This window comes from Streptomyces sp. HUAS MG91 (assembly GCF_040529335.1).
Lineage (GTDB): Bacteria > Actinomycetota > Actinomycetes > Streptomycetales > Streptomycetaceae > Streptomyces > Streptomyces tabacisoli.
This window is the reverse complement of the sequence record NZ_CP159534.1, coordinates 2,901,901-2,923,547: the sequence shown is the minus strand read 5'-3', so window position 1 is coordinate 2,923,547 and position 21,647 is coordinate 2,901,901. Positions and strand designations below refer to the sequence as shown.

Here is a 21,647-nt window from a genome sequence, read left to right as displayed (position 1 = left end):
GACGCAGTGAAGGGCCCCGACCGGATCTCCGGTCGGGGCCCTTTCGCGTACCGCGGCGCGTGTTACGCGGGAACGCGGACTTCGCTGCGGAGCTTGGCGGTGAGGTCCGCCGCGGCCTTCAGGTCCGGCGCCTTGCCGGTCATCATGTCGGCGATGTCGGCCGAGGTGACCATCGCCATCGTGCTGTGGTCTGCCCAGATGCACAGCGGCATGTGCATCTCCTTGGGGGCCGTGGAGCTGCCGGTCGAGCCGGAGTTCTCGAACTTCAGCTCCTGGCACTTCAGGGTGACGTCGTCCGTGCTGTAGTCGGTCGGGCTGCCGACCAGGCTCGCCTTGCCGCTCGCGGTGCTGCTGCCCTTCGCGATCTCCGAAGCACCCTTGTCGAACATGCCGCTGACGAACTGCGAGGGGTCGTCGATCTCGCCGTAGGCGCCCTGGAACTGCAGCACCTTGCCGCCCAGCGGGTTGGAGCTGTCCTTGACCTGGTAACCGGCGCTGACGGGCTTGCCGTTCTTCAGGCCGGCCTTCTCGGCGTCCGCCATGTCCGACGAGGTGAGGCCGCCCGACGAGGAGGACTCGGTCTTCTGGTACTCGCTCAGCACGGTCGCCGGGGTCGTCAGCTTGTGCGCCCCGTCGTCGGAGACGCTCGCGCTGCCGCTCCCGCCCCCACCGATCACGAAGTACGCCCCCACACCGATCGCCGCGACCACCGCGACCGCGCCGATGATGAGGCCGGCCTTCTTGCCGCCGCCACCGCCGGCCGGGGGCTGCGGCGGGTACTGGCCGTACTGGTCCTGGCCGTACGGGGCCTGCTGCTGCGGGTAGCCGTACCCGGCCTGCGGGGGCTGCGGCGGCTGCTGCTGGCCGTACGGGTTCGGCTGCTGGGGCGGGACACCGGGGGGAGCCTGCTGGGGATACCCGTAGCCGGGCTGGGGGGCCTGGGGCTGCTGGCCGTACGGGCCAGGCTGCGGCTGCTGGCCGTACGGCCCCGGCTGCTGCGGCTGCTGGCCTCCGTAGGGGCCCGGCTGGTTGTAGCTCATTGGATGGGTTCCCTCCCGATGCTTATGTGCTCCTCACATCCTGGCGTACTGCCGTACGGATCGGGCCACCGGATTCGGTTTCAGTACGGGACTGTGACCCCTCTAAACTGGCTCCGTGACCGAGAACTCTCAGCAGCAGCACTCAGCGCCCACCACCGAACTGCCGACCCAGTACGCGCCGGCCGAGGTAGAGGAGACGCTGTACGAGCGCTGGGTAGACCGGGGCTATTTCACGGCGGACGCCAAGAGTGAGAAGCCGCCGTACACGATCGTCATCCCGCCGCCGAACGTCACGGGCTCGCTCCACCTGGGCCACGCCTTCCAGCACACGCTCATGGACGCCCTCACCCGCCGCAAGCGCATGCAGGGCTTCGAGGCGCTGTGGCTGCCCGGCATGGACCACGCCGGCATCGCGACGCAGAACAAGGTCGAGCAGCAGCTCGCCGAGGAGGGCAAGTCGCGGCACGACATCGGCCGCGAGGCCTTCGTCGCGAAGACGTGGGAGTGGAAGGAGCAGTACGGCGGCCGGATCCTCGGCCAGATGCGCCGCCTCGGCGACGGCGTCGACTGGTCGCGCGAGCGCTTCACGATGGACGAGGGCCTCTCCAGCGCCGTCCAGACCATCTTCAAGCGGCTCTACGACGACGAGCTGATCTACCGCGCCGAGCGCATCATCAACTGGTGCCCGCGCTGCCTGACCGCCATCTCGGACATCGAGGTGGACTACCAGGACGACGACGGCGAGCTGGTCTCGCTGAAGTACGGCGAGGGAGACGAGACGGTCGTCGTCGCGACCACCCGTGTCGAGACGATGCTGGGCGACACCGCGGTCGCCGTCCACCCGGACGACGAGCGGTACGCGCACCTCATCGGCAAGCGCATCAAGCTGCCGCTGACCGACCGGACCATTCCCGTCGTCGCGGACACCCACGTCGACCCGGAGTTCGGCACCGGCGCCGTGAAGGTCACGCCCGCCCACGACCCGAACGACTTCGCGATCGGCCAGCGGCACGACCTCGAATTCATGACGATCATGGACGAGCGCGGGGTCATCACGGTCCCCGGCCCGTTCCAGGGTCTGGACCGGTTCGAGGCGCGCTCCGCGATCGTCGACGCGCTGCGCCAGCAGGGCCGTGTCGTCGCCGAGAAGCGCCCGTACGTCCACTCCGTCGGTCACTGCTCGCGCTGCCGCACCACCATCGAGCCGCGCCTGTCGCTCCAGTGGTGGGTCAAGGTCGAGACGCTGGCCAAGGCCGCCGGTGACGCCGTCCGCGACGGCCGGGTCACCCTCCACCCCAAGGAGATGGAGAAGCGGTACTTCGACTGGGTCGACAACCTCAACGACTGGTGCATCTCGCGCCAGCTGTGGTGGGGCCACCGCATCCCGGTCTGGTACGGGCCGAACGGCGAGGTCGTCTGCGTCGGCCCCGACGAGCAGCCGCCCGGCACCGAGGCCGAGGGCTGGAAGCAGGACGAGGACGTCCTCGACACCTGGTTCTCGTCCGGCCTGTGGCCGTTCTCCACGCTCGGCTGGCCCGAGCGGACGCCGGACCTGGAGAAGTTCTACTCCACCGACGTCCTGCTCACCGGCCACGACATCATCTTCTTCTGGGTCGTCCGGATGATGATGTTCGGTCTCTACGCGATGGACGGCGAGGTCCCCTTCAAGACGGTCGCCCTGACCGGTCTCGTCCGCGACGAGAACGGCAAGAAGATGTCGAAGTCCTTCGGCAACGTGGTGGACCCGCTGGACTGGATGGACAAGTACGGCTCGGACGCGCTCCGCTTCACGCTGGCGCGCGGCGCGAACCCGGGCACGGACGTCCCGATCGGCGAGGACTGGGTCCAGGCCTCCCGGAACTTCGCCAACAAGATCTGGAACGCCACGCGCTTCGCGCTGATGAACGGCGCGACGATCGAGGGCCCGCTGCCGGAGCCGTCCGAGATGACGGCCACCGACCGCTGGATCCTGTCCCGGCTGAACAAGACGGTGGCCGAGGTCGACGCGTTCTACGACGACTACCAGTTCGCCAAGCTCTCCGACGCGCTCTACCACTACGCGTGGGACGAGGTCTTCGACTGGTACGTCGAGCTGTCGAAGACGACGTTCATGGCGGGCGGCGAGCCGGCCAAGGTGTCGGGCCGGGTCCTCGGTGAGGTCCTGGACGTCACGCTGCGCCTGCTGCACCCGATCGTCCCGTTCGTCACCGAGACGCTGTGGACGACGCTCACCGGGCGCGAGTCCGTCGTGATCGCCGACTGGCCGAAGGACTCGGGCTTCCGCGACGAGGCGGCCGAGAAGGAGATCGAGACGGTCCAGCGGGTCGTCACCGAGGTCCGCCGCTTCAAGGGCGACCAGGGCCTGAAGGCCGGCCAGCGCGTTCCGGCCCGCCTGACCCTGGACGGTACGGCGCTCGCCGCGCACGAGCCGGCCATCCGCCAGCTGCTCAAGCTGCAGCCGGCGGGGGAGGAGTTCCAGGCGACGGCGACCCTGCCGGTCGCCGGGGCCGAGGTCGCGCTCGACCTGTCCGGTGCGATCGACGTGGCGGCGGAGCGCAAGCGCCTCGCCAAGGACCTCGCGGCGGCCGAGAAGGACAAGGCGCAGGCCGAGGGCAAGCTGGGCAACGAGAAGTTCCTCGGCAAGGCTCCGGAGAAGGTCGTCGACGGCATCCGGGCCCGGCTGGCCAAGGCGGACGAGGACATCGCCCGCATCCAGGCCCAGCTGGAGCGCCTGCCGCAGGCGTGAGCCGCGCCCGTACGTGACTGAGGCCCCGGAACCCTTCGGTTCCGGGGCCTCGCTCGTGCGGCGTCAGGCGGTGCGCAGTCCGAGCCGGATCAGTTCGGCCTCCGCCAGCGCGTCCAGCGTCGCCGGGTCGCCCTCGCGCCAGCCCTCGGCGAGGCTGCCCGGCGTGGTCTCGGGCAGCGCCTCCGCGGTGCGGCCCACCTCGTCGAGCGGCCGCAGCAGCGCCCGCAGGGCCAGCAGTTCGCGGCCGTCCTCACTGTTGGCGAGATCCCGGGCGGCGGCGGCCCGCCGCACCCAGCGGATCCGGCGCGGCAGCCACAGCGCGCAGAGCAGCCCGACCGGCACGACGAACACCGCGACGGCGGCGAGCAGCACCAGCACCCGCACCGGCCCCGCCCCTTCCGGCGCCGCGCTCACGATCCGGTCACCGGCCCGCGCCACACCGTGCAGCGGCCCGGGCAGCCCGATCCGCGCCCCGGCGGGCACCGGCCGGGTGGCGAGTCCGAGCACCCGATGCGCCACGACCGCCATCACGGCCCACCCCGCGACCCACAGCAGAGCCGCCCCGTCACCGATGATCTGCCGAGCACGCCGACTCGGCTGATGTGCGTACCACATGGTCCGATTGGACCCCTTGTCGCCCGTACGGGGCGCTCACCGCGCCGAACAGGGGTGCGCCTTTACGACAGATGGCGGTGCCCAACGCGGGGAACTGGGTGCTCAGCCACGGCGGTGCTGCACTGCCCCACCCCGGCACGCTCGCCCCGCGCCGGGGTGCCGCCTTGCCCACCCGTGCCGCCCCAGGCGGCAGACTGCCCAAGGCTGACCGGCCCCGCCAGGGGCGCGGGGAACTGCGCGACCAGCCACGGCGCACCCGCACCTGCCCCCCACCAGAACGACCCCTAGGCGGCCCCCAGCATCCGCTCCAGCCCGTCGAAGTCCTCCACACACTTCCCGCACCCGAGCGCGACACTGTCCAACGGCTCCTCGGCGACGAACACCGGAATCCCCGTGGCGGAAGCCAGTCGCAGATCGAGCCCGGGCAGCAGCGCACCCCCACCGGTCAGCACGATCCCGTGCTCCATGACGTCTCCGGACAGCTCCGGCGGACACTCCTCCAGGGTGGCCTTCACCGCCGAGATGACCGCCTCCACGGGCTCGTCCAGCGCGGAGCGCACCTCGCGCACCGTCAGCTCCACGGTCTTCGGCAGCCCGGCCACCTTCTCCCGCCCCCGCACGGTGAACGCCCGCATCTCGAAGGCGTCCTCGCCGGGCACCGGCCACGCCGACCCGATCGCGACCTTGATGTCCTCGGCGGTGCGCTCCCCGATCAGCAGCCCGTGCTCCTTGCGCACGTGATCGGTGATGGCCTCATCCAGACGGTCACCGCCCACCCGCAGCGACTGTGCCGTGACGACCCCGCCCAGCGAGATGACGGCGACCTCGGTGGTCCCGCCGCCGATGTCGACCACCATCGACCCGCGCGGCTCCGCCACCGGCAGCCCGGCCCCGATCGCCGCCGCCATCGGCTCCTCGATCAGATGGACGGCCCGCGCCCCCGAGCTCTGCGCGGCGTGCACGATGGCCCGCCGCTCGACGGGCGTGACCCCGCTGGGCACGCAGACGACCATCCGGGTACGGGGCCGGCGGCCCGGGGCGACCTTGCGGACGAAGTGCCGGATCATCTGCTCGGCCGCCTCGTAGTCGCTGATGACCCCGTCGCGCAGGGGCCGGATGGCGGTGATGGAGCCCGGGGTGCGCCCGATGGTCTCCTTCGCCTCGGTGCCGACGGCGAGCACGGAACCGTGTTTGCCGCCCTGCTTGACGGCGACCACCGACGGTTCGTTCAGCACGATCCCCTGACCGCGTACGTAGAGAAGAGTGTTGGCGGTGCCGAGATCGATACCTATGTCCATGATCGCCAAGTTTGCAGGGTGAGACAGTGAGGCGGCGGGACCAAGGTCCCGATTCGGACAGGTCCAAAGTCCCGTTCCGTTCCGGAGGGCGGCTTGCACACCGCTGTCCCCACTTGTCGGGGACCTCCGTAGACTGGCGTACGTGAGTGACCTCCCCCCGCGCGACAGCAGCGACGACCACGGCCCCAGCGACAGCCCGGACGCCTTCGAGGAGATCGTGGGCGCCGAGACCGACCGTGACCCGGACCTCGCGGTCATCGAGGCGGGCAGCCGCACCCTGCGCACGCAGGGCGGCCCCCCGCAGGGCGACGGCATCCCGGCCCGGCCGCAGGACCCGGAGGTGGAGAAGGCGCTGCGGGCGGTCGAGGCGGACCTGGCCACGCGGTGGGGCGAGACCAAGCTGGAGCCGTCGGTGGCCCGCATCGCGGCGCTGATGGACGTGCTCGGCGAGCCGCAGAAGGCGTACCCGTCGATCCACATCACGGGGACGAACGGCAAGACGTCGACCGCCCGCATGATCGAGGCCCTGCTGGCCGCCTTCGACCTGCGCACCGGCCGCTACACCTCGCCCCACGTGCAGTCGATCACCGAGCGGATCAGCCTGGACGGCGCGCCGATCGACCACGAGCGCTTCATCGAGACGTACGAGGACATCAAGCCGTACGTCGAGATGGTCGACTCCCAGCAGGAGTACCGGCTGTCCTTCTTCGAGGTGCTCACCGGGATGGCCTACGCGGCCTTCGCGGACGCCCCCGTCGACGTCGCGGTCGTCGAGGTCGGCATGGGCGGCAGCTGGGACGCGACGAACGTCATCGACGGCTCCGTCGCGGTCATCACCCCCATCGACCTCGACCACACCGACCGCCTGGGCTCCACGCCCGGCGAGATCGCGGTGGAGAAGTCCGGGATCATCAAGCAGGACGCCACCGTGATCATGGCGCAGCAGCCGGTGGACGCGGCGCAGGTGATCCTGAAGAAGGCCGTCGAGAGGGACGCCACGGTCGCCCGCGAGGGCCTCGAGTTCGGCGTGGTGGACCGGCAGATCGCCGTCGGCGGCCAGCTCGTCACGCTGCGCGGGCTGGGCGGCGAGTACGAGGAGGTGTTCCTCCCGCTGCACGGCGCCCACCAGGCGCACAACGCGGCGGTGGCGCTCGCCGCCGTCGAGGCGTTCTTCGGCATCGGCTCGGAGCACGCACGTCCGCTGGACATCGACACGATCCGTACGGCGTTCGCGTCCGTCACCTCGCCGGGCCGCCTGGAAGTCGTACGCCGGTCGCCGACCGTCGTGCTCGACGCCGCGCACAACCCCGCGGGCGCGCGGGTCACCGCCGACGCCATCAGCGAGGTCTTCGACTTCAGCCGGCTCATCGGGGTGGTCGGCGCCAGCGGCGACAAGAACGTACGGGGGCTGCTCGAGGCCTTCGAGCCGATCTTCGCGGAGATCGTCGTCACCCAGAACTCCAGCCACCGCGCCATGGACGCCGATGAGCTGGCGGCCGTCGCGGTCGAGGTCTTCGGTGACGACCGGGTGCAGGTCGAGCCGCGGCTCGACGACGCGCTGGAGGCCGCGATCACGCTGGCCGAGGAAGAGGGCGAGTACGCGGGTGGCGGCGTGCTCGTCACCGGGTCCGTGATCACCGTCGGGGAAGCCCGGCTGCTGTTGCTCGGGAAGGACTGAGGGCTGTGCGTACGTTGTGTGCGTCGACGTTGATCGGCGAGTTCTTCGTCATCGGGTTCGCCGGGCTGGTCGCCATGAAGGACCAGGATCTGTCGAACGGGCTGGTGTGGACGGTCTGTGGCGTCGCCATGGTGCTGAGTGTGCTGCTGTGCGGCATGGTCACCCGCCCCGGTGGCGTCCAGCTGGGCTGGGCCCTGCAGATCGCGCTGATCGTCAGTGGGTTCTGGGTGCCGGTGATGTTCTTCCTCGGTGCCTGTTTCGCGGCGCTGTGGTGGGCCTCCGTCCACTTCGGCCGCAAGGTCGACGAAGCGAAGGCCCGCTGGGCGCAGCAGGACCCGACCGCGGCCTGAGCTTTTCGCCGCCCGCCGTCCGTCTGCGGGCCGGTGGCCGCTTCTCGCGCAGTTCCCCGCGCCCCTGAGATGCGCACTTCGTGCGCCATCTCATCGACAGAGGCGCGGCGGAGCCGCAGCCTCAGGGGGAGGCGGCGCGCAGCGCCTGCCTCAGGGGCGCGGGGAACTGCGCGACCAGCCGTCCACCGGCCGTCGGCCGACCGATGAGCGGGCGGGGGCGGAACCCCGGTGCCGGGCGGGTGATAACCCCCTGTAACCTCAGGGCCCACCGCACAAACCCGGCCGCACAAGGAGCCCAACCGAAATGACCCAGCGCACGCTCGTCCTGCTCAAGCCCGACGCGGTCCGCCGTGGCCTGATCGGCGAGATCATCGGCCGTATCGAGCGCAAGGCCGGCTGGACGATCGGCGCACTCGAACTGCGCGAGCTCGCCCAGGAGACGCTGGAGCAGCACTACGGCGAGCACAAGGGCAAGCCGTTCTACGAGCCGCTGATGACGTTCATGGCGTCCGGCCCGGTCGTCGCGCTGGTCGTCGAGGGCGAGCGCGTCATCGAGGGCGTCCGCCAGCTGGCCGGTCCGACCGACCCGATCGCGGCGGCCCCGGGTTCGATCCGCGGCGACTTCGGTGTCATCGTCCGGGAGAACCTGATTCACGCGTCGGACTCCGAGGAGTCGGCCGAGCGCGAGCTGAAGATTTTCTTCCCGAACCTGGTCTGACACCGGATCTCGCCCATTGAGACGAACCGCATTCCCTTTCTGACGATACGTCAGTCACGGAGCGCCACTGACCTGGAACGGCCTGAGAATTCGGGCCGTTCTTTGGCATATGCGCCCCGATTGGGGGAACGCAACCCTCCGTCGGCACGTCCCCATTAGCGGGGCGGGGATTCATCTGCTGACAATGGCGAAGACCCTCGCGCCGTGATCGTGCAGGCGAGACTACGATGGAGCCTCCACGCCACACCGCGTCCACCTCTCGCCTACCTGACAAGCAATCAAACGCTCCACTTGGGAAGGCCAGACGAATCCTGATGGGGAACTCAATGTCGTTCATCGGCCGTGACATGGCTGTCGACCTCGGGACCGCCAACACGCTGGTGTACGTCAGGGGTCGCGGGATCGTGCTCAACGAACCGTCCGTGGTCGCGATCAACACCAACACCGGTGGCATTCTCGCGGTCGGCGCCGAAGCCAAGAAGATGATCGGGCGCACCCCTGGCAACATCGTCGCGGTGCGCCCGCTGAAGGACGGCGTGATCGCCGACTTCGAGATCACCGAGCGCATGCTCCGCTACTTCATCCTGAAGATCCACAAGCGGCGCTACCTCGCCCGGCCCCGAGTCGTGGTCTGCGTCCCCTCCGGCATCACCGGCGTCGAGCGCCGCGCGGTCATCGAGGCCTCCTCGCAGGCCGGTGCCCGCCAGGTGCACATCATCGAGGAGCCCATGGCCGCGGCCATCGGCTCCGGCCTCCCGGTCCACGAGGCCACGGGCAACATGGTGGTGGACATCGGCGGCGGCACCACCGAGGTCGCCGTCATCTCGCTCGGCGGAATCGTCACGGCGCAGTCCATCCGCGTCGCGGGCGACGAGCTGGACAACGCGATCATCCAGCACATCAAGAAGGAGTACTCGCTCCTCCTCGGTGAGCGGACCGCCGAGCAGATCAAGATCACGATCGGTTCCGCGTACGACCTGGACTCCGACGAACACACCGAGATCCGCGGCCGTGACCTGGTCTCCGGCCTGCCGAAGACCGTCGTCATCTCGGCGGCGGAGGTCCGCAAGGCCATCGAGGAACCGGTCAACGCGATCGTGGACGCGGTCAAGACCACCCTCGACAAGTGCCCGCCCGAGCTGTCGGGTGACGTCATGGACCGCGGCATCGTGCTCACCGGCGGCGGCGCCCTGCTGCGCGGCCTCGACGAGCGGCTGCGCCGCGAGACGGGCATGCCGATCCACATCGCCGAGGACCCGCTGGACAGCGTGGCGCTCGGTTCCGGAAAGTGTGTCGAGGAGTTCGAGGCGTTGCAGCAGGTGCTGGACGCCCAGCCGCGCAGATGAGTGGTGTGAACACCTGAAAGGGTGGGTCCGCCGTACGAGTGCCTGCCACTTCGTGCGGCGGATCGTTGATATAGAGGCAAGGCGCAAGAATTCCCGGACATCGGTTACATCCGTCCGGCTTCCCCCTATCCCCCCGACAAACCCATATCCCCGGACATCGTGACATCGCCCCACCCGATTTCTGATTGAGGAAGGCACGGCCGCCGCACGTGAGGGACACACGAGAGAGCCGGCTGCTCCTGGTACTGCTGATCGCCATCGCGTTCGCGCTGATCACGGTGGACATCCGCGGAGGAGAGGACTCGCCGGTCGACGGTGCCCGTCAGGCCGCCGCCAAGGTCTTCGGCCCCGTGGAGAGCGGTGTCGCCGGCGCGGTCGATCCGATCGGCAACGCCATAAGCGCGGTCCGCGACTCGGACAAGCGGCACGACCGGATCAGCCAACTGGAGCGCGAGAACGCCGCGTTGAAGTCGAAGCTCGGCAGCGACGACCGCAACCGCAGCAAGATCCACCAGCTCGACACCATGCTGAAGACGGCGGGCGCCGGCCAGTACGGCATCAAGGGCGCCCAGGTCATCGCCATAGGGTCCGCGCAGGGCTTCTCCTGGACGGTGACCATCGACGCCGGTGCCAACGACGGCATCAAGCGCGACATGACCGTGCTGAACGGCGACGGACTCGTCGGCCGCGTCACCACCGTCGGCCCCGGCACCTCCACGATCCTCCTCGCCAACGACCCGGACTTCACCGTCGGCACCCGCATGGAGAAGACCGACGAGCTCGGCTTCGCCACCGGCCAGGGCGACCGGCCGCTGCGCGTCCAGCTCCTCAACGGCAAGGCCAAGGTGAAGAAGGGCGACCGGCTCGTCACCTTCGGCTCGGAGGCCGACAAGCCGTTCGTGCCCGGCGTGCCCGTCGGCAGGGTCGTCCGCGTCGACCCGTCCGGCGGCGACCTGACCCGCACCATCTACGTCACGCCGTACGTCGGCTTCACCAAGCTGGACATCGTGGGCGTCGTCGTCCAGCCGCCGCGCAGCGACCCGCGCGACGAGGTCCTGCCGGCCAAGCCCGCGAAGCCGAAGCCCGCGCCGACCGTGACCGTCACGGTCACCCCGTCCGCGCCCGCCGACGGCGTCCAGCAGTAACAGGAGGAGCTGACCACCATGCGCTTCAACCGGATCCTCCTCTCCACGACCCTCGTCGTCGTCGCCCTCGTCGTCCAGGTCTGTGTCCTGGCCCGGCTCCAGCTCCCGGGCGCCGTGCCCGACCTGCTGCTGCTGACCGTCCTCGGCCTCGCGCTCGTCTACGGGCACGTCGGCGGCGCCTTCATCGGCTTCGGCGCGGGCCTGCTCGCCGACCTGGCCCCGCCCGCCGACCACGCCGCCGGGCGGTACGCCCTGGTCCTGTGCGTCATCGGCTACCTCGCGGGCCTCGCCAAGCCGGAGACCGGACAGCTGCGTTCGGCCGCCGGACCGATGGTCGTGGTGGTCGGCGCCGCCGTCGGCACCACGCTGCTGTACGCGGGCGTGGGCGCCCTCGTCGGCGACACCGCCGCCCGCCACGTCGGCCTCGGCAGCCTGCTGTTCACCGCCGCCCTCTACGACCTGCTGCTCGCGCCGTTCGTCGTGCCCGGCGTGATGGCGCTCGCCAGACGCGCCGAGAACGATCCGCTGGGCGACAGCGGCGGCTCCGGCAAGGTCTCCGACGTCTCCTCCGGCTGGCTGTCGGCCGGCACCGGTCTGCGCATCGGCAACCAGCGCGGCGGCCTGCGCATGAAGTCCGTGAAGGCGCGCGCCGCCCGCGCCGGACGCATCAAGGGGGTCAAGCGCCTGTGAGCGCATGCCAGTCGACCGCTCCGGCCGATCCGGCCGCACACAGGTCGGGCGTGTACACGTACTACTCGTACTCGTACGCGCACACGTACTAGGGGGAGCACGGGCACCATGACCAACATCCCTGAGACCGGCCGGACCCCGCGGGTCCAGATCCGTCTCGTCGTCCTCCAGATCCTCGTCCTGTCCCTCCTGTTCACGCTCGGCGGCCGCCTCTGGTACCTCCAGGTGCGCAACGGCGACGAGTACGCCAAGGAGGCGTCCGGCAACCACGTCCAGCAGGTCGTCACGCCCGCCGTGCGCGGCTCGATCCTGGACTCGCGGGGCGTGGCCCTCGCCGACAACGAGACCCGCCTCGTCGTCTCCGCCTCCCGTACCGACCTGATGCGGATGAAGGACGACGGCAAGTCCGTCCTCACCAAGCTGGCCGGCGTCCTCGGCATGAAGCCCAAGGACGTCGAGGAGAAGGTCCGGCTGTGCGACGCCAAGACGCCGCAGCCCTGCTGGAACGGCTCGCCGTACCAGCCGATCCCGATCACCGACGAGGCCACGCCCAAGCAGGCGCTCCAGATCCGCGAGCGCGGCGAGGACTTCCCCGGCATCACCGCCGAGCCCACCGCCGTGCGCCGCTACGCCGCGCCCGGCAAGGCCAACACCGCGCAGGTGCTCGGCTACCTCTCGCCGGTCACCGACGCCGAGATCGAGCAGGCGAAGGACAGCGAGTCGCCGTACCTCCGCTCCGACCAGGTCGGCCGCTCCGGCCTTGAACGCACGTACGACAAGGACCTGCGCGGCAAGGCCGGCGTCACCCGTTACGAGGTCGACAACCTCGGCCGCGTCATCGGCCGCGCCAAGAGCGACAAGGCCGAGCCGGGAGCGAACGTCGTCACCTCGATAGACGCACGGGTCCAGCGCGTCGCCGAGTACGAGCTGAACGAGGCCATGAAGGCCGCCCGCCACGAGTTCGACAAGAACACCGGCACCAACTACAAGGCCGACTCCGGCGCCGTCGTCGTGATGGAGGCCAAGACCGGCCGCGTCGTCGCCATGGCGTCCAACCCGAGCTACGACCCGAACGCCTGGGTCGGCGGCATCTCCGGCAAGGACTACGCCAACCTGACCGGCAAGAACTCCAACTACCCGCTGCTGAACCGGGCCATCCAGGGCCAGGCGGCCCCCGGCTCCATCTTCAAGGTCATCTCGACCACGGCGGCGGTCAACGCGGGCTACCCGTTCAACGGGCACTACCCGTGCACCAGCTCGTACTCCATCGGCAACCAGGTCTTCAAGAACTTCGAGTCGGAGAACTTCGGGCCGATCTCGCTCGGCCGCGCCCTGGAGGTCTCCTGCGACACCGTCTTCTACGGCATCGCCCACAACGAGTGGAAGAAGGACGGCGGCCTCAAGGGCAACAAGGACACCCAGGACTGGTTCTACAAGACCGCCCACCAGTTCGGTCTCGGCAAGGAGACCGGCATCGACCTGCCCAACGAGGTCACCGGCCGGGTCCCCGACCGCCAGTGGAAGCAGCGGTTCTGGAAGGCCAACAAGGACTCCTGGTGCAAGTCCGGCAAGAAGAGCGGCGACTACGTCCAGCGCCTCAACTACGAGAACTGCCTCGAAGGCAACCTCATGCGCGCCGGTGACTCCGTCAACTACTCCATCGGCCAGGGCGACACCCTCGTCACCCCGATCCAGATGGCGTCGATCTACGCCGCGATCTCCAACGGCGGCACCCTGCACGAGCCCGAGGTCGGCAAGGCCATCGTCAGCGCCGACGGCAAGCAGGTCCACGCGATCCAGCCCAAGGTCAACGCCAAGCTGCCGTTCAAGGGCAAGACCCGCGACGAGATAGACCAAGCACTGGCGGGAGTGGCGACCCGCGGTACGGCGGCCTGGCGCTTCGGCGGCTGGCCTCAGGACAAGATCCCGATGCACGCCAAGACCGGTACGGCGGAGGTCTACGGCAAGCAGACGACGTCCTGGTTCGCGTCCTACACCAAGGACTACTCGATCGTCATGACGATCTCCCAGGGTGGTACGGGTTCGGGCGCCTCCGGCCCGGCCGTCCGCAAGATCTACGACGCGATGTACGGCCTCGACGACAAGGGCCAGCAGAACCTGAAGAAGGCCCTGCTGCCCGAACCGGAGAAGGCCCTGCCGAAGATCCAGAAGGACGGTTCGATCGACGCCCCGACGATCGACACGTACGACCCGAGCAAGCAGCAGGCGCCGGCCCAGCAGGAGCTGGCGGCCGGGCTGCCCGCCTCGACGTACAGCAGGAGGGACTGACCGACGATGGCAGGCCACACCAACGGTTTCTCCGTCTCCGGGTACGGCCCGCAGCAGCGCTCCACCATGTCCCGGCTCATGGCCCGGGACTCGGTGGTGCGGCGGCTCGACTGGCCGATACTGCTGTCGGCGATCGCGCTCTCGCTGATCGGCTCCGCGCTCGTCTACTCGGCGACCCGCAACAGGACCGAGCTGAACCAGGGCGACCCGTACTACTTCCTCTTCCGCCACCTGCTCAACATGGGCATCGGCATCGGGCTGATGGTCGGCACGATCTGGCTCGGCCACCGCACCCTGCGCACCGCCGTCCCGATCCTCTACGGCATCTCGGTCTTCCTGGTGCTGCTGGTCCTCACCCCGCTCGGCGCGACGGTGAACGGCGCGCACGCGTGGATCATCGTCGGCGGCGGCTTCTCGCTCCAGCCCTCGGAGTTCGTGAAGATCACGATCATCCTGGGGATGGCGATGCTGCTCGCGGCGCGGGTCGACGCCGGTGACCGCGAACATCCCGACCACCGGACCGTCCTCCAGGCCCTCGGCCTCGCCGCCGTGCCCATGATGGTCGTCATGCTGATGCCGGACCTCGGGTCCGTCATGGTCATGGTGATGATCGTGCTCGGCGTGCTGCTGGCCTCCGGCGCCTCCAACCGCTGGGTGCTCGGCCTGATCGGGGTCGGCGCGGCGGGCGCGGTCGCGGTGTGGCAGCTCGGGGTCCTCGACGACTACCAGATCGCCCGGTTCGCCGCCTTCGCCAACCCGGCGCTCGACCCGGCCGGCGTCGGCTACAACACCAACCAGGCGCGCATCGCGATCGGCTCGGGCGGGCTCACCGGCGCCGGGCTCTTCCACGGCTCGCAGACCACCGGGCAGTTCGTGCCCGAGCAGCAGACGGACTTCGTGTTCACGGTGGCGGGGGAGGAGCTGGGCTTCGTCGGGGCCGGGCTGATCCTGCTGCTCCTCGGTGTGGTGCTGTGGCGGGCCTGCCGCATCGCGCGCGAGACCACCGAGCTGTACGGGACCATCGTCGCCGCCGGCATCATCGCCTGGTTCTCCTTCCAGGCGTTCGAGAACATCGGCATGACGCTCGGCATCATGCCGGTCGCCGGGCTTCCGCTGCCGTTCGTGTCGTACGGCGGTTCATCGATGTTCGCGGTCTGGGTGGCGATCGGCCTCCTCCAGTCGATCAGGGTGCAGCGCCCCATGTCCGCGTAGCCGCTCCGCGGGAAGCGCTTCAAGGGGCGGCCACCCCGGCGTCGTACGCGGCCGCCCGCCCGGTGGGGGTTCTCGCGCGGTTCCCCGCGCCCCTGACGGGGCTCGGGCCGTCCTCTATCGGGGGCGCCCGTCGGCGTCTAGATTCGGGTTATGGCGGAGACGAAGCGCGAGATCGAGCGGAAGTACGAGGTGCCGGGCGCGCCCGACGAGGCCTTCGAGCTGCCCGACCTGGGCAGGGTCCCCGGCGTGGCCGAGGTCATCGGCAAGGGCGTCGTCGAGCTCGACGCCGTGTACTACGACACGGCCGACCAGCGCCTCGCGGCCGACCACATCACCCTGCGCCGCCGCACGGGCGGCGACGACGCGGGCTGGCACCTGAAGATCCCGGTCGCCCTGGGGGAGGGCGTACGGGACGAGATCCGCGCCCCGCTCTCCGCGCAACTGCCCCGCTCGCTCGCCGGACTGGTCCGCTCCCGGGTCCGGGACGCCCAGCTCCTGCCGGTGGTCCGCCTGATGTCGTCCCGCGCCGTCTCCCATCTGACCGACGCCCACGGCGAACTGCTCGCCGAGGTGAGCGTCGACGCCGTACGCGCCGAGCGGGCCGACGGCCAGGGCGGCACGGCCTGGACGGAGATCGAGGTCGAGCTGGCGGACGACGGCGACCCCGACTTCCTCGGCAAGGTCGAGAAGCGGCTGCGCAAGGCCGGCGCCGACCGCTCCGGATCCCTCTCCAAACTGGCCCGCGCCCTCGATGAGACGGGCGCCGCGGTCCCGGCACCCGAGCCCGCCGAGCCCTCCCCGTCCGGCACCGCAGGGGACCACGTCGTCGCCCACCTGCGCGCCCAGCGCGACGTGCTCGTCGACCTCGACCCGGCCGTCCGCCGCGACCTGCCGGACGCCGTGCACCAGATGCGGGTCGCCGCCCGCCGGATGCGCAGCGCGTTCAAGACGTACAAGAAGGTCCTCGACCCCGCCGCCACCGCGCCGGTCGCCGAGGAACTGAAATGGCTCGGCGCCGAGCTGGGCATCGACCGCGACCACGAGGTGCTGGCCGAGCGGCTCACCGCCCGGATCGACGCCGTGCCGCGCACCCTGCTGCTCGGCCCGGTCCGCGGCCGGCTGCGGATCTGGGCGGTCGCCCAGCGCCAGGGCTCGCGCCGGCACACGGTCGCCGTCCTCGACGGCAAGCGCTACCTGGCCCTCCTTGACGCCCTCGACGCGCTGCTCGCCGACCCGCCGCTGCGGTCCGCCGCCCGGAAACCGGCCGCGGAACTGCTCGTCACCGCCGCCCTCAAGGACCGGACCCGCCTCGCCGCCCGCGTCGAGCACGCCCTGTCGCTGCCCGCGGGCACCGACCGCGACCTGGCGATGCACGAGGCCCGCAAGTCCGCCAAGCGCGCCCGGTACGCGGGCGAGGCCGCCGTCCCCGCGCTCGGCAAGCAGGCCAAGCGGTTCGCCAAGCGGATGAAGTCCGTCCAGTCACTCCTCGGCGACCACCAGGACTCCGTCGTCGCCCGGGAGACCCTGCGCCAGCTCGCGATCCAGGCGCACGCGGCCGGCGAGACCGCGTTCACCTGGGGACTGCTCCACGGACAGGAGCAGGCGGCCGCCACGGACCGCGAGCGGGAGCTGCCCGGGGTGTGGGCCCGCGCGGCGAAGGCCACCCTTTCGGCGGGTTAGGGTTGAGGGTCACCCCTGTCAGCTCACAAAGGTCCACGGTTATGCCTGCCGATGCCGTCGCCGCGGCGCCCCAAGCGGTCGAGTCCGTGTTTCCGCAGCTCGAAGCGCTGCTCCCGCATGTGCAGAAGCCGATCCAGTACGTCGGCGGAGAGCTCAACTCCACGGTCAAGCCGTGGGAGTCCTGCGACGTCCGCTGGGCGCTGATGTACCCGGACGCGTACGAGGTCGGGCTGCCCAACCAGGGCGTCATGATCCTCTACGAGGTGCTGAACGAGCGGGAGGGCGTCCTCGCCGAGCGCACCTACAGCGTCTGGCCCGACCTGGAAGCCCTGATGCGCGAGCACAAGGTGCCCCAGTTCACGGTCGACTCGCACCGCCCGGTGAAGGCCTTCGACGTCTTCGGGCTGTCGTTCTCCACCGAGCTGGGCTACACCAACATGCTCGCCGCGCTCGACCTGGCCGGCATCCCGCTGGAGTCCAAGGACCGCGGGCTCGACGACCCGATCGTCCTCGCGGGCGGCCACGCGGCCTTCAACCCCGAGCCGATCGCCGCGTTCATCGACGCCGCCGTCATCGGCGACGGCGAGCAGGCCGTGCTCGACATGACCGAGATCATCCGCGCCTGGAAGGCCGAGGGCCGCCCCGGCGGCCGCGAGGAGGTCCTCCTCCGCCTGGCCAAGACCGGCAACATCTACGTCCCGGGCTTCTACGACGTCGAGTACCTGCCCGACGGCCGCATCGGCCGGGTCGTCCCGAACCGCTCGGGCGTCCCGTGGCGCGTCTCCAAGCACACCGTCATGGATCTCGACGAGTGGCCGTACCCCAAGCAGCCGCTGGTGCCCCTCGCCGAGACGGTCCACGAGCGGATGTCCGTCGAGATCTTCCGCGGCTGCACCCGCGGCTGCCGCTTCTGCCAGGCCGGCATGATCACGCGCCCCGTGCGGGAGCGAAGCATCACCGGCATCGGCGACATGGTCGAGAAGGGCCTCAAGGCGACCGGCTTCGAGGAGGTCGGCCTGCTCTCGCTCTCCTCCGCGGACCACTCCGAGATCGGCGACATCGCCAAGGGCCTCGCGGACCGCTACGAGGAAGACAAGATCGGCCTCTCGCTGCCGTCGACCCGCGTGGACGCCTTCAACGTCGACCTGGCCAACGAGCTGACGCGCAACGGCCGCCGCTCCGGCCTGACGTTCGCCCCCGAGGGCGGCAGCGAGCGCATGCGCAAGGTCATCAACAAGATGGTCTCGGAAGAGGACCTGATCCGTACCGTCGCGACCGCGTACGGCAACGGCTGGCGCCAGGTGAAGCTGTACTTCATGTGCGGCCTGCCGACGGAGACGGACGACGACGTCCTCCAGATCGCCGACATGGCGATGAACGTGATCCAGAAGGGCCGCGAGGTCTCCGGCTCCAACGACATCCGCTGCACGGTCTCCATCGGCGGTTTCGTGCCCAAGCCGCACACCCCGTTCCAGTGGGCGCCGCAGCTGTCGGCGGAGGAGACGGACGCCCGTCTGGAGAAGCTCCGCGACAAGATCCGCGGCGACAAGAAGTACGGCCGTTCCATCGGCTTCCGCTACCACGACGGCAAGCCCGGCATCGTCGAGGGCCTGCTCTCCCGCGGCGACCGCCGCATCGGCGACGTCATCCGCGCGGTCTACGAGGACGGCGGCCGCTTCGACGGCTGGCGCGAGCACTTCTCGTACGACCGCTGGATGGAGTGCGCCGCCAAGACGCTGCCCGCCCACGGTGTGGACGTCGCCTGGTACACGACGCGTGAGCGCACGTACGAGGAGGTCCTGCCCTGGGACCACCTGGACTCCGGTCTCGACAAGGACTGGCTCTGGGAGGACTGGCAGGACGCGCTCGACGAGACCGAGGTCGAGGACTGCCGCTGGACGCCCTGCTTCGACTGCGGTGTCTGCCCCGCGATGGACACGTCCATCCAGATCGGCCCGACCGGCAAGAAGCTGCTGCCGCTGACGGTCGTCAAGTAGCGCACACCGCGGACACGGTGAAGGGCGGGGCCACGGCCCCGCCCTTCACCGTTGCCGTCCTACTTGCTGACGGCGAAGCGCATCAGCGCACGCTCGTCACCCTGCTTGATCTTGCCGGTCTCGTTGATGACCTGGAGCTTCCAGACGTCGCCCGCGCTGCGGACGGCCTTCGCCACGAGGCAGCCGTTGTCGGCGGTGAGCAGGCTCGGCCAGATGTCCGCCACCTGCTGGCTGCTGCCGCCCGTCGCGTCGTACACCTTGAAGCTGATGTTGCGGGCCTTCTGGAACGAACTGCCCTTCTTGTAGGCCGCCGCGATGAACACGATCGACGTGATGACCGGCGGCACCTTCGCGAACTCGACGGTGACGGTCTCGTCGTCGCCGTCGCCCTTGCCGGTCTGGTTGTCGCCGCTGTGCAGCAACGCGCCGTTGCCCAGCGGGTCCAGGGAGTCCAGGCCCGCGAGCCGGACCGGGTCGCCGCCCTGAAGGGCGATCGCTATCAGGTCCAGGTCCGTGCCCTGCTTGCGGCGCAGCGCGCCGAGCACGCCACCGCTGCTGCCCGCGGTCGGGTCCCAGGAGACCCCGATGGAGAGATGGGTGACACCGTCGAGATCCGCGGGGCCGTCTTCCTTCGTAAGCGTAATCATGCGCAGATTGTGCCTGGCACGGCCGCTTTGTGAAGCACCGGCGTCCCCTCCGCATCCGGAAAGCCCTCTCCGGCGTCTGACACAGCATGGACATGGAGAAGCGCCCCGGCCCCGCGCCCGACCCCGCGGAAGGCTGTCTCGTGGCGGCGATCCGCATGCCCGTGCGGATCGTGGCGCTCGTCGTCGTGGTGCCGGTCCGGCTCGTGTGGGACGCGCTCGTCACCGGCGGCCGCTTCCTGTACGAGAAGGCGCTCGTGCCGCTCGGCCGCGGTGTCGGACTGCTGCTGTACGGGCTGTTCGTGTGGCCGCTCGTCCGGCTCGGGCGGTACGTGCTGGCGCCCCTCGGGCGCGGACTCGCCTTCCTGGGGCGGGTGTTGGTCGTCGTACCCGCCGTGTGGCTGTACGCGCGCGTGCTCGCGCCCGCCGGACGGGCGGCCGCCGTGGCGCTCGCGTGGGTCGGCAAAGCCCTGTTCGTGTGGCCGTGGGTCGCGCTGTGGCGGCACGCGCTCGTCCCGGTGGGGCATGGACTGGCCTGGCTGGTACGGCAGTTGGCGGCCGGTGCCGCCGCGGTCGGGCGTGGGCTCGGGTGGCTGGGGCGCGTGCTGCTCGTCGTACCCGCCGGGTGGCTCTACGCGCGCGTGCTGACACCGCTCGGGCACGCGATCGCCCTGCTCCTCACCGGGATCGCCTTCGGCCTCGGACGGCTCGCGGCAGGGCTGTACCGATACCTCCTCACCCCGCTCGGCCACGCCGCCCTGGCACTCGTCCGGTGGATTCTCGTGCTGCCCGCGCTCGCCCTGTGGCGCTGGGTGCTGGTGCCCGTCGGACGGGCCCTCGGCGTGCTGCTGCGGGAGACCGGCGCGGCCCTCGGCGTCGCCTGGCGCGTGGCCGGGTACGTCTCGCTCGCCGTCGGACGGTTCCTCGGCGCCTTGCTGCGGTGGACCCTCGTGGAGCCCGTGCGCTGGGCGTACCGCAGCGTGCTCACCCCCCTCGGGCACGTCGTGCGGGACCAGGTGTGGCGGCCCGCCGCCCGGGTGGTCCGGGAGACGGCCGGCGCGGTGCGGGCCACGGTCCGGCAGGTGCGGGCCGATGTGCGGCGCGCCCTGTTCGGCCCGGGCCGCCCGCCCGAGCCGCTGGTCAGGGAGGTGCGGGAACCGGAGGACGCGCAGGGACGTACTCTTGGTAGCAGTACGACCGCTCTCACGAAGACCGCATTCATTAAGGATTAGGACACTGGGCAAGCGACAGCCCGAAGGCCCGCCGCCCGCACCCGCGGTGCAGCGCATCCGACTGCGCTACACCAAGCGCGGCCGCCTCCGGTTCACCAGCCACCGAGACTTCCAGCGCGCCTTCGAGCGTGCGCTGCGCCGCGCCGAGGTGCCCATGGCGTACTCGGCGGGGTTCACGCCGCACCCGAAGGTGTCCTACGCCAATGCCGCACCCACCGGCACGGGCAGTGAGGCCGAGTACCTGGAGATCGCGCTCACCGCGCCCCGCGACCCCGCGACACTGCGCGCGCTGCTCGACGAGTCGATGCCGCACGGCCTTGACATCGTCGACGCCGTCGAGGCCCGTACCCCAGGACTCGCCGACCGGCTCGCCGCCTCCGTGTGGGAGCTGCGGCTCGACGGGGTCACGGCCGAGGAGGCAGCCCGCGCCGCAGAGGCGTTCCGGGCCGCCGAGACGGTCGAGGTGCAGCGCCGCACCAAGAACGGCATGCGGACGTTCGACGCCCGCGGGGCTGTCGTGTCCCTCGAGGCACACGATGCGGCGCAGACCTCGGATGTCCCGGCTGATAGGCCGGGCGACAAGGCCTGTGCGATACTGCGCCTGGTTGTTCGGCACGTGACGCCTGCCGTTCGACCCGACGACGTCCTGTCCGGTCTCCGCGCCGTGGCCGACCTGGCGCCGCCGGTCCCCGCAGCGGTGACCAGGCTGGCGCAGGGGCCTTTCGATGAAGAGACCGGCACGGTGACCGACCCGCTCGCGCCCGACCGCGAGGCAGACCGGGACACCCCGCACGCGGGGTCCGCAGGATCTGCCGCCGCGAAGGTGCCTGCCGTGGAAGGTTCCGCGTAAGGACGGTCGTCGTCGCGCCGCCCTCGGACTCGGGAGCCACCTGGGTCGGGCAGCGCACCCACCCAAGGACTTTCGCCAGGCCGTACGTACCTCGCGTACCGGAACCGGCGAGAACAG

Annotated in this window: 17 protein-coding genes; 13 read left to right on the top strand and 4 right to left on the bottom strand. The window is 70.5% G+C overall.

Translation table 11 applies throughout. The annotated features are described in order from the left end of the window. Positions 1-62 precede the first annotated feature (62 nt). Complete coding sequence (locus tag ABII15_RS13475) at positions 63-1,040, bottom strand: hypothetical protein (protein ID WP_353942551.1); 978 nt, start codon at positions 1,038-1,040, stop codon at positions 63-65. A gap of 115 nt (positions 1,041-1,155) precedes the next feature. On the opposite strand from ABII15_RS13475, the gene ABII15_RS13470 reads away from it, so the two are divergent. Continuing rightward, the gene (locus tag ABII15_RS13470) at positions 1,156-3,786 is read left to right on the top strand and encodes a valine--tRNA ligase (RefSeq protein ID WP_353942550.1); all 2,631 of its coding nucleotides are present in this window, start codon (positions 1,156-1,158) and stop codon (positions 3,784-3,786) included. Positions 3,787-3,849: 63 nt separating this feature from the next. Here the strand turns inward: ABII15_RS13470 and ABII15_RS13465 are convergent, their stop codons facing one another. Next, positions 3,850-4,401, bottom strand: a complete 552-nt coding sequence (locus ABII15_RS13465) for a hypothetical protein (RefSeq protein ID WP_353942549.1) — start codon at positions 4,399-4,401, stop codon at positions 3,850-3,852. Positions 4,402-4,685: 284 nt separating this feature from the next. Next, on the bottom strand, positions 4,686-5,699 hold the full coding sequence (locus ABII15_RS13460) for a rod shape-determining protein (protein WP_353942548.1): 1,014 nt from the start codon (positions 5,697-5,699) through the stop codon (positions 4,686-4,688). Between the two features lie 142 nt (positions 5,700-5,841). On the opposite strand from ABII15_RS13460, the gene ABII15_RS13455 reads away from it, so the two are divergent. The 10 genes from ABII15_RS13455 to ABII15_RS13410 all read left to right on the top strand — a co-directional run bounded on the left by ABII15_RS13455 (position 5,842) and on the right by ABII15_RS13410 (position 18,804). Then, entirely contained in the window at positions 5,842-7,377 is a 1,536-nt protein-coding gene (locus tag ABII15_RS13455; protein WP_353942547.1) for a folylpolyglutamate synthase/dihydrofolate synthase family protein, read from the top strand. Positions 7,378-7,382: 5 nt separating this feature from the next. Next, positions 7,383-7,727, top strand: a complete 345-nt coding sequence (locus tag ABII15_RS13450; protein ID WP_353942546.1) for a DUF4233 domain-containing protein — start codon at positions 7,383-7,385, stop codon at positions 7,725-7,727. 304 nt (positions 7,728-8,031) lie between these two features. Then, the gene (gene ndk, locus ABII15_RS13445) at positions 8,032-8,445 is read left to right on the top strand and encodes a nucleoside-diphosphate kinase (protein ID WP_353942545.1); all 414 of its coding nucleotides are present in this window, start codon (positions 8,032-8,034) and stop codon (positions 8,443-8,445) included. Between the two features lie 326 nt (positions 8,446-8,771). Then, positions 8,772-9,791, top strand: a complete 1,020-nt coding sequence (locus ABII15_RS13440; RefSeq protein ID WP_059131610.1) for a rod shape-determining protein — start codon at positions 8,772-8,774, stop codon at positions 9,789-9,791. Between the two features lie 209 nt (positions 9,792-10,000). After that, entirely contained in the window at positions 10,001-10,936 is a 936-nt protein-coding gene (mreC, locus tag ABII15_RS13435) for a rod shape-determining protein MreC (RefSeq protein ID WP_353942544.1), read from the top strand. Between the two features lie 18 nt (positions 10,937-10,954). After that, on the top strand, positions 10,955-11,626 hold the full coding sequence (mreD, locus tag ABII15_RS13430; protein ID WP_353942543.1) for a rod shape-determining protein MreD: 672 nt from the start codon (positions 10,955-10,957) through the stop codon (positions 11,624-11,626). Positions 11,627-11,734: 108 nt separating this feature from the next. Further along, the gene (mrdA, locus tag ABII15_RS13425) at positions 11,735-13,915 is read left to right on the top strand and encodes a penicillin-binding protein 2 (protein ID WP_353942542.1); all 2,181 of its coding nucleotides are present in this window, start codon (positions 11,735-11,737) and stop codon (positions 13,913-13,915) included. Positions 13,916-13,921: 6 nt separating this feature from the next. Then, positions 13,922-15,127 carry a rod shape-determining protein RodA gene (gene rodA / locus ABII15_RS13420; protein ID WP_353942541.1) on the top strand — a complete coding sequence of 402 codons (1,206 nt, stop codon included), beginning with the start codon at positions 13,922-13,924 and terminating at the stop codon, positions 15,125-15,127. 150 nt (positions 15,128-15,277) lie between these two features. After that, positions 15,278-16,807, top strand: a complete 1,530-nt coding sequence (locus ABII15_RS13415; RefSeq protein ID WP_353942540.1) for a CYTH and CHAD domain-containing protein — start codon at positions 15,278-15,280, stop codon at positions 16,805-16,807. 41 nt (positions 16,808-16,848) lie between these two features. Next, a complete protein-coding gene (locus ABII15_RS13410; RefSeq protein WP_353942539.1) occupies positions 16,849-18,804 on the top strand; it encodes a TIGR03960 family B12-binding radical SAM protein in 1,956 nt (651 codons plus the stop codon). Positions 18,805-18,863: 59 nt separating this feature from the next. Here ABII15_RS13410 and ABII15_RS13405 read toward each other — a convergent pair whose 3' ends face one another. Next, on the bottom strand, positions 18,864-19,451 hold the full coding sequence (locus ABII15_RS13405; protein WP_353942538.1) for a TerD family protein: 588 nt from the start codon (positions 19,449-19,451) through the stop codon (positions 18,864-18,866). Between the two features lie 92 nt (positions 19,452-19,543). Here ABII15_RS13405 and ABII15_RS13400 point away from each other — a divergent pair, with 92 nt between their 5' ends. Further along, entirely contained in the window at positions 19,544-20,680 is a 1,137-nt protein-coding gene (locus tag ABII15_RS13400; protein ID WP_353942537.1) for a hypothetical protein, read from the top strand. Positions 20,681-20,726: 46 nt separating this feature from the next. Then, positions 20,727-21,530, top strand: a complete 804-nt coding sequence (locus ABII15_RS13395) for a TIGR03936 family radical SAM-associated protein (protein WP_353942536.1) — start codon at positions 20,727-20,729, stop codon at positions 21,528-21,530. Positions 21,531-21,647: the final 117 nt, after the last annotated feature.

What these genes read in the sequence shown, in the direction of transcription:
- ABII15_RS13475 (WP_353942551.1), bottom strand. Translation starts at nt 1,040, where the DNA reads ATGAGCTACAACCAGCCGGGCCCCTACGGAGGCCAGCAGCCGCAGCAG.
- ABII15_RS13465 (WP_353942549.1), bottom strand. Translation starts at nt 4,401, where the DNA reads ATGTGGTACGCACATCAGCCGAGTCGGCGTGCTCGGCAGATCATCGGT.
- ABII15_RS13460 (WP_353942548.1), bottom strand. Translation starts at nt 5,699, where the DNA reads ATGGACATAGGTATCGATCTCGGCACCGCCAACACTCTTCTCTACGTA.
- ndk (WP_353942545.1), top strand. Translation starts at nt 8,032, where the DNA reads ATGACCCAGCGCACGCTCGTCCTGCTCAAGCCCGACGCGGTCCGCCGT.
- ABII15_RS13440 (WP_059131610.1), top strand. Translation starts at nt 8,772, where the DNA reads ATGTCGTTCATCGGCCGTGACATGGCTGTCGACCTCGGGACCGCCAAC.
- mreD (WP_353942543.1), top strand. Translation starts at nt 10,955, where the DNA reads ATGCGCTTCAACCGGATCCTCCTCTCCACGACCCTCGTCGTCGTCGCC.
- mrdA (WP_353942542.1), top strand. Translation starts at nt 11,735, where the DNA reads ATGACCAACATCCCTGAGACCGGCCGGACCCCGCGGGTCCAGATCCGT.
- rodA (WP_353942541.1), top strand. Translation starts at nt 13,922, where the DNA reads ATGGCAGGCCACACCAACGGTTTCTCCGTCTCCGGGTACGGCCCGCAG.
- ABII15_RS13415 (WP_353942540.1), top strand. Translation starts at nt 15,278, where the DNA reads ATGGCGGAGACGAAGCGCGAGATCGAGCGGAAGTACGAGGTGCCGGGC.
- ABII15_RS13410 (WP_353942539.1), top strand. Translation starts at nt 16,849, where the DNA reads ATGCCTGCCGATGCCGTCGCCGCGGCGCCCCAAGCGGTCGAGTCCGTG.
- ABII15_RS13405 (WP_353942538.1), bottom strand. Translation starts at nt 19,451, where the DNA reads ATGATTACGCTTACGAAGGAAGACGGCCCCGCGGATCTCGACGGTGTC.
- ABII15_RS13400 (WP_353942537.1), top strand. Translation starts at nt 19,544, where the DNA reads ATGGAGAAGCGCCCCGGCCCCGCGCCCGACCCCGCGGAAGGCTGTCTC.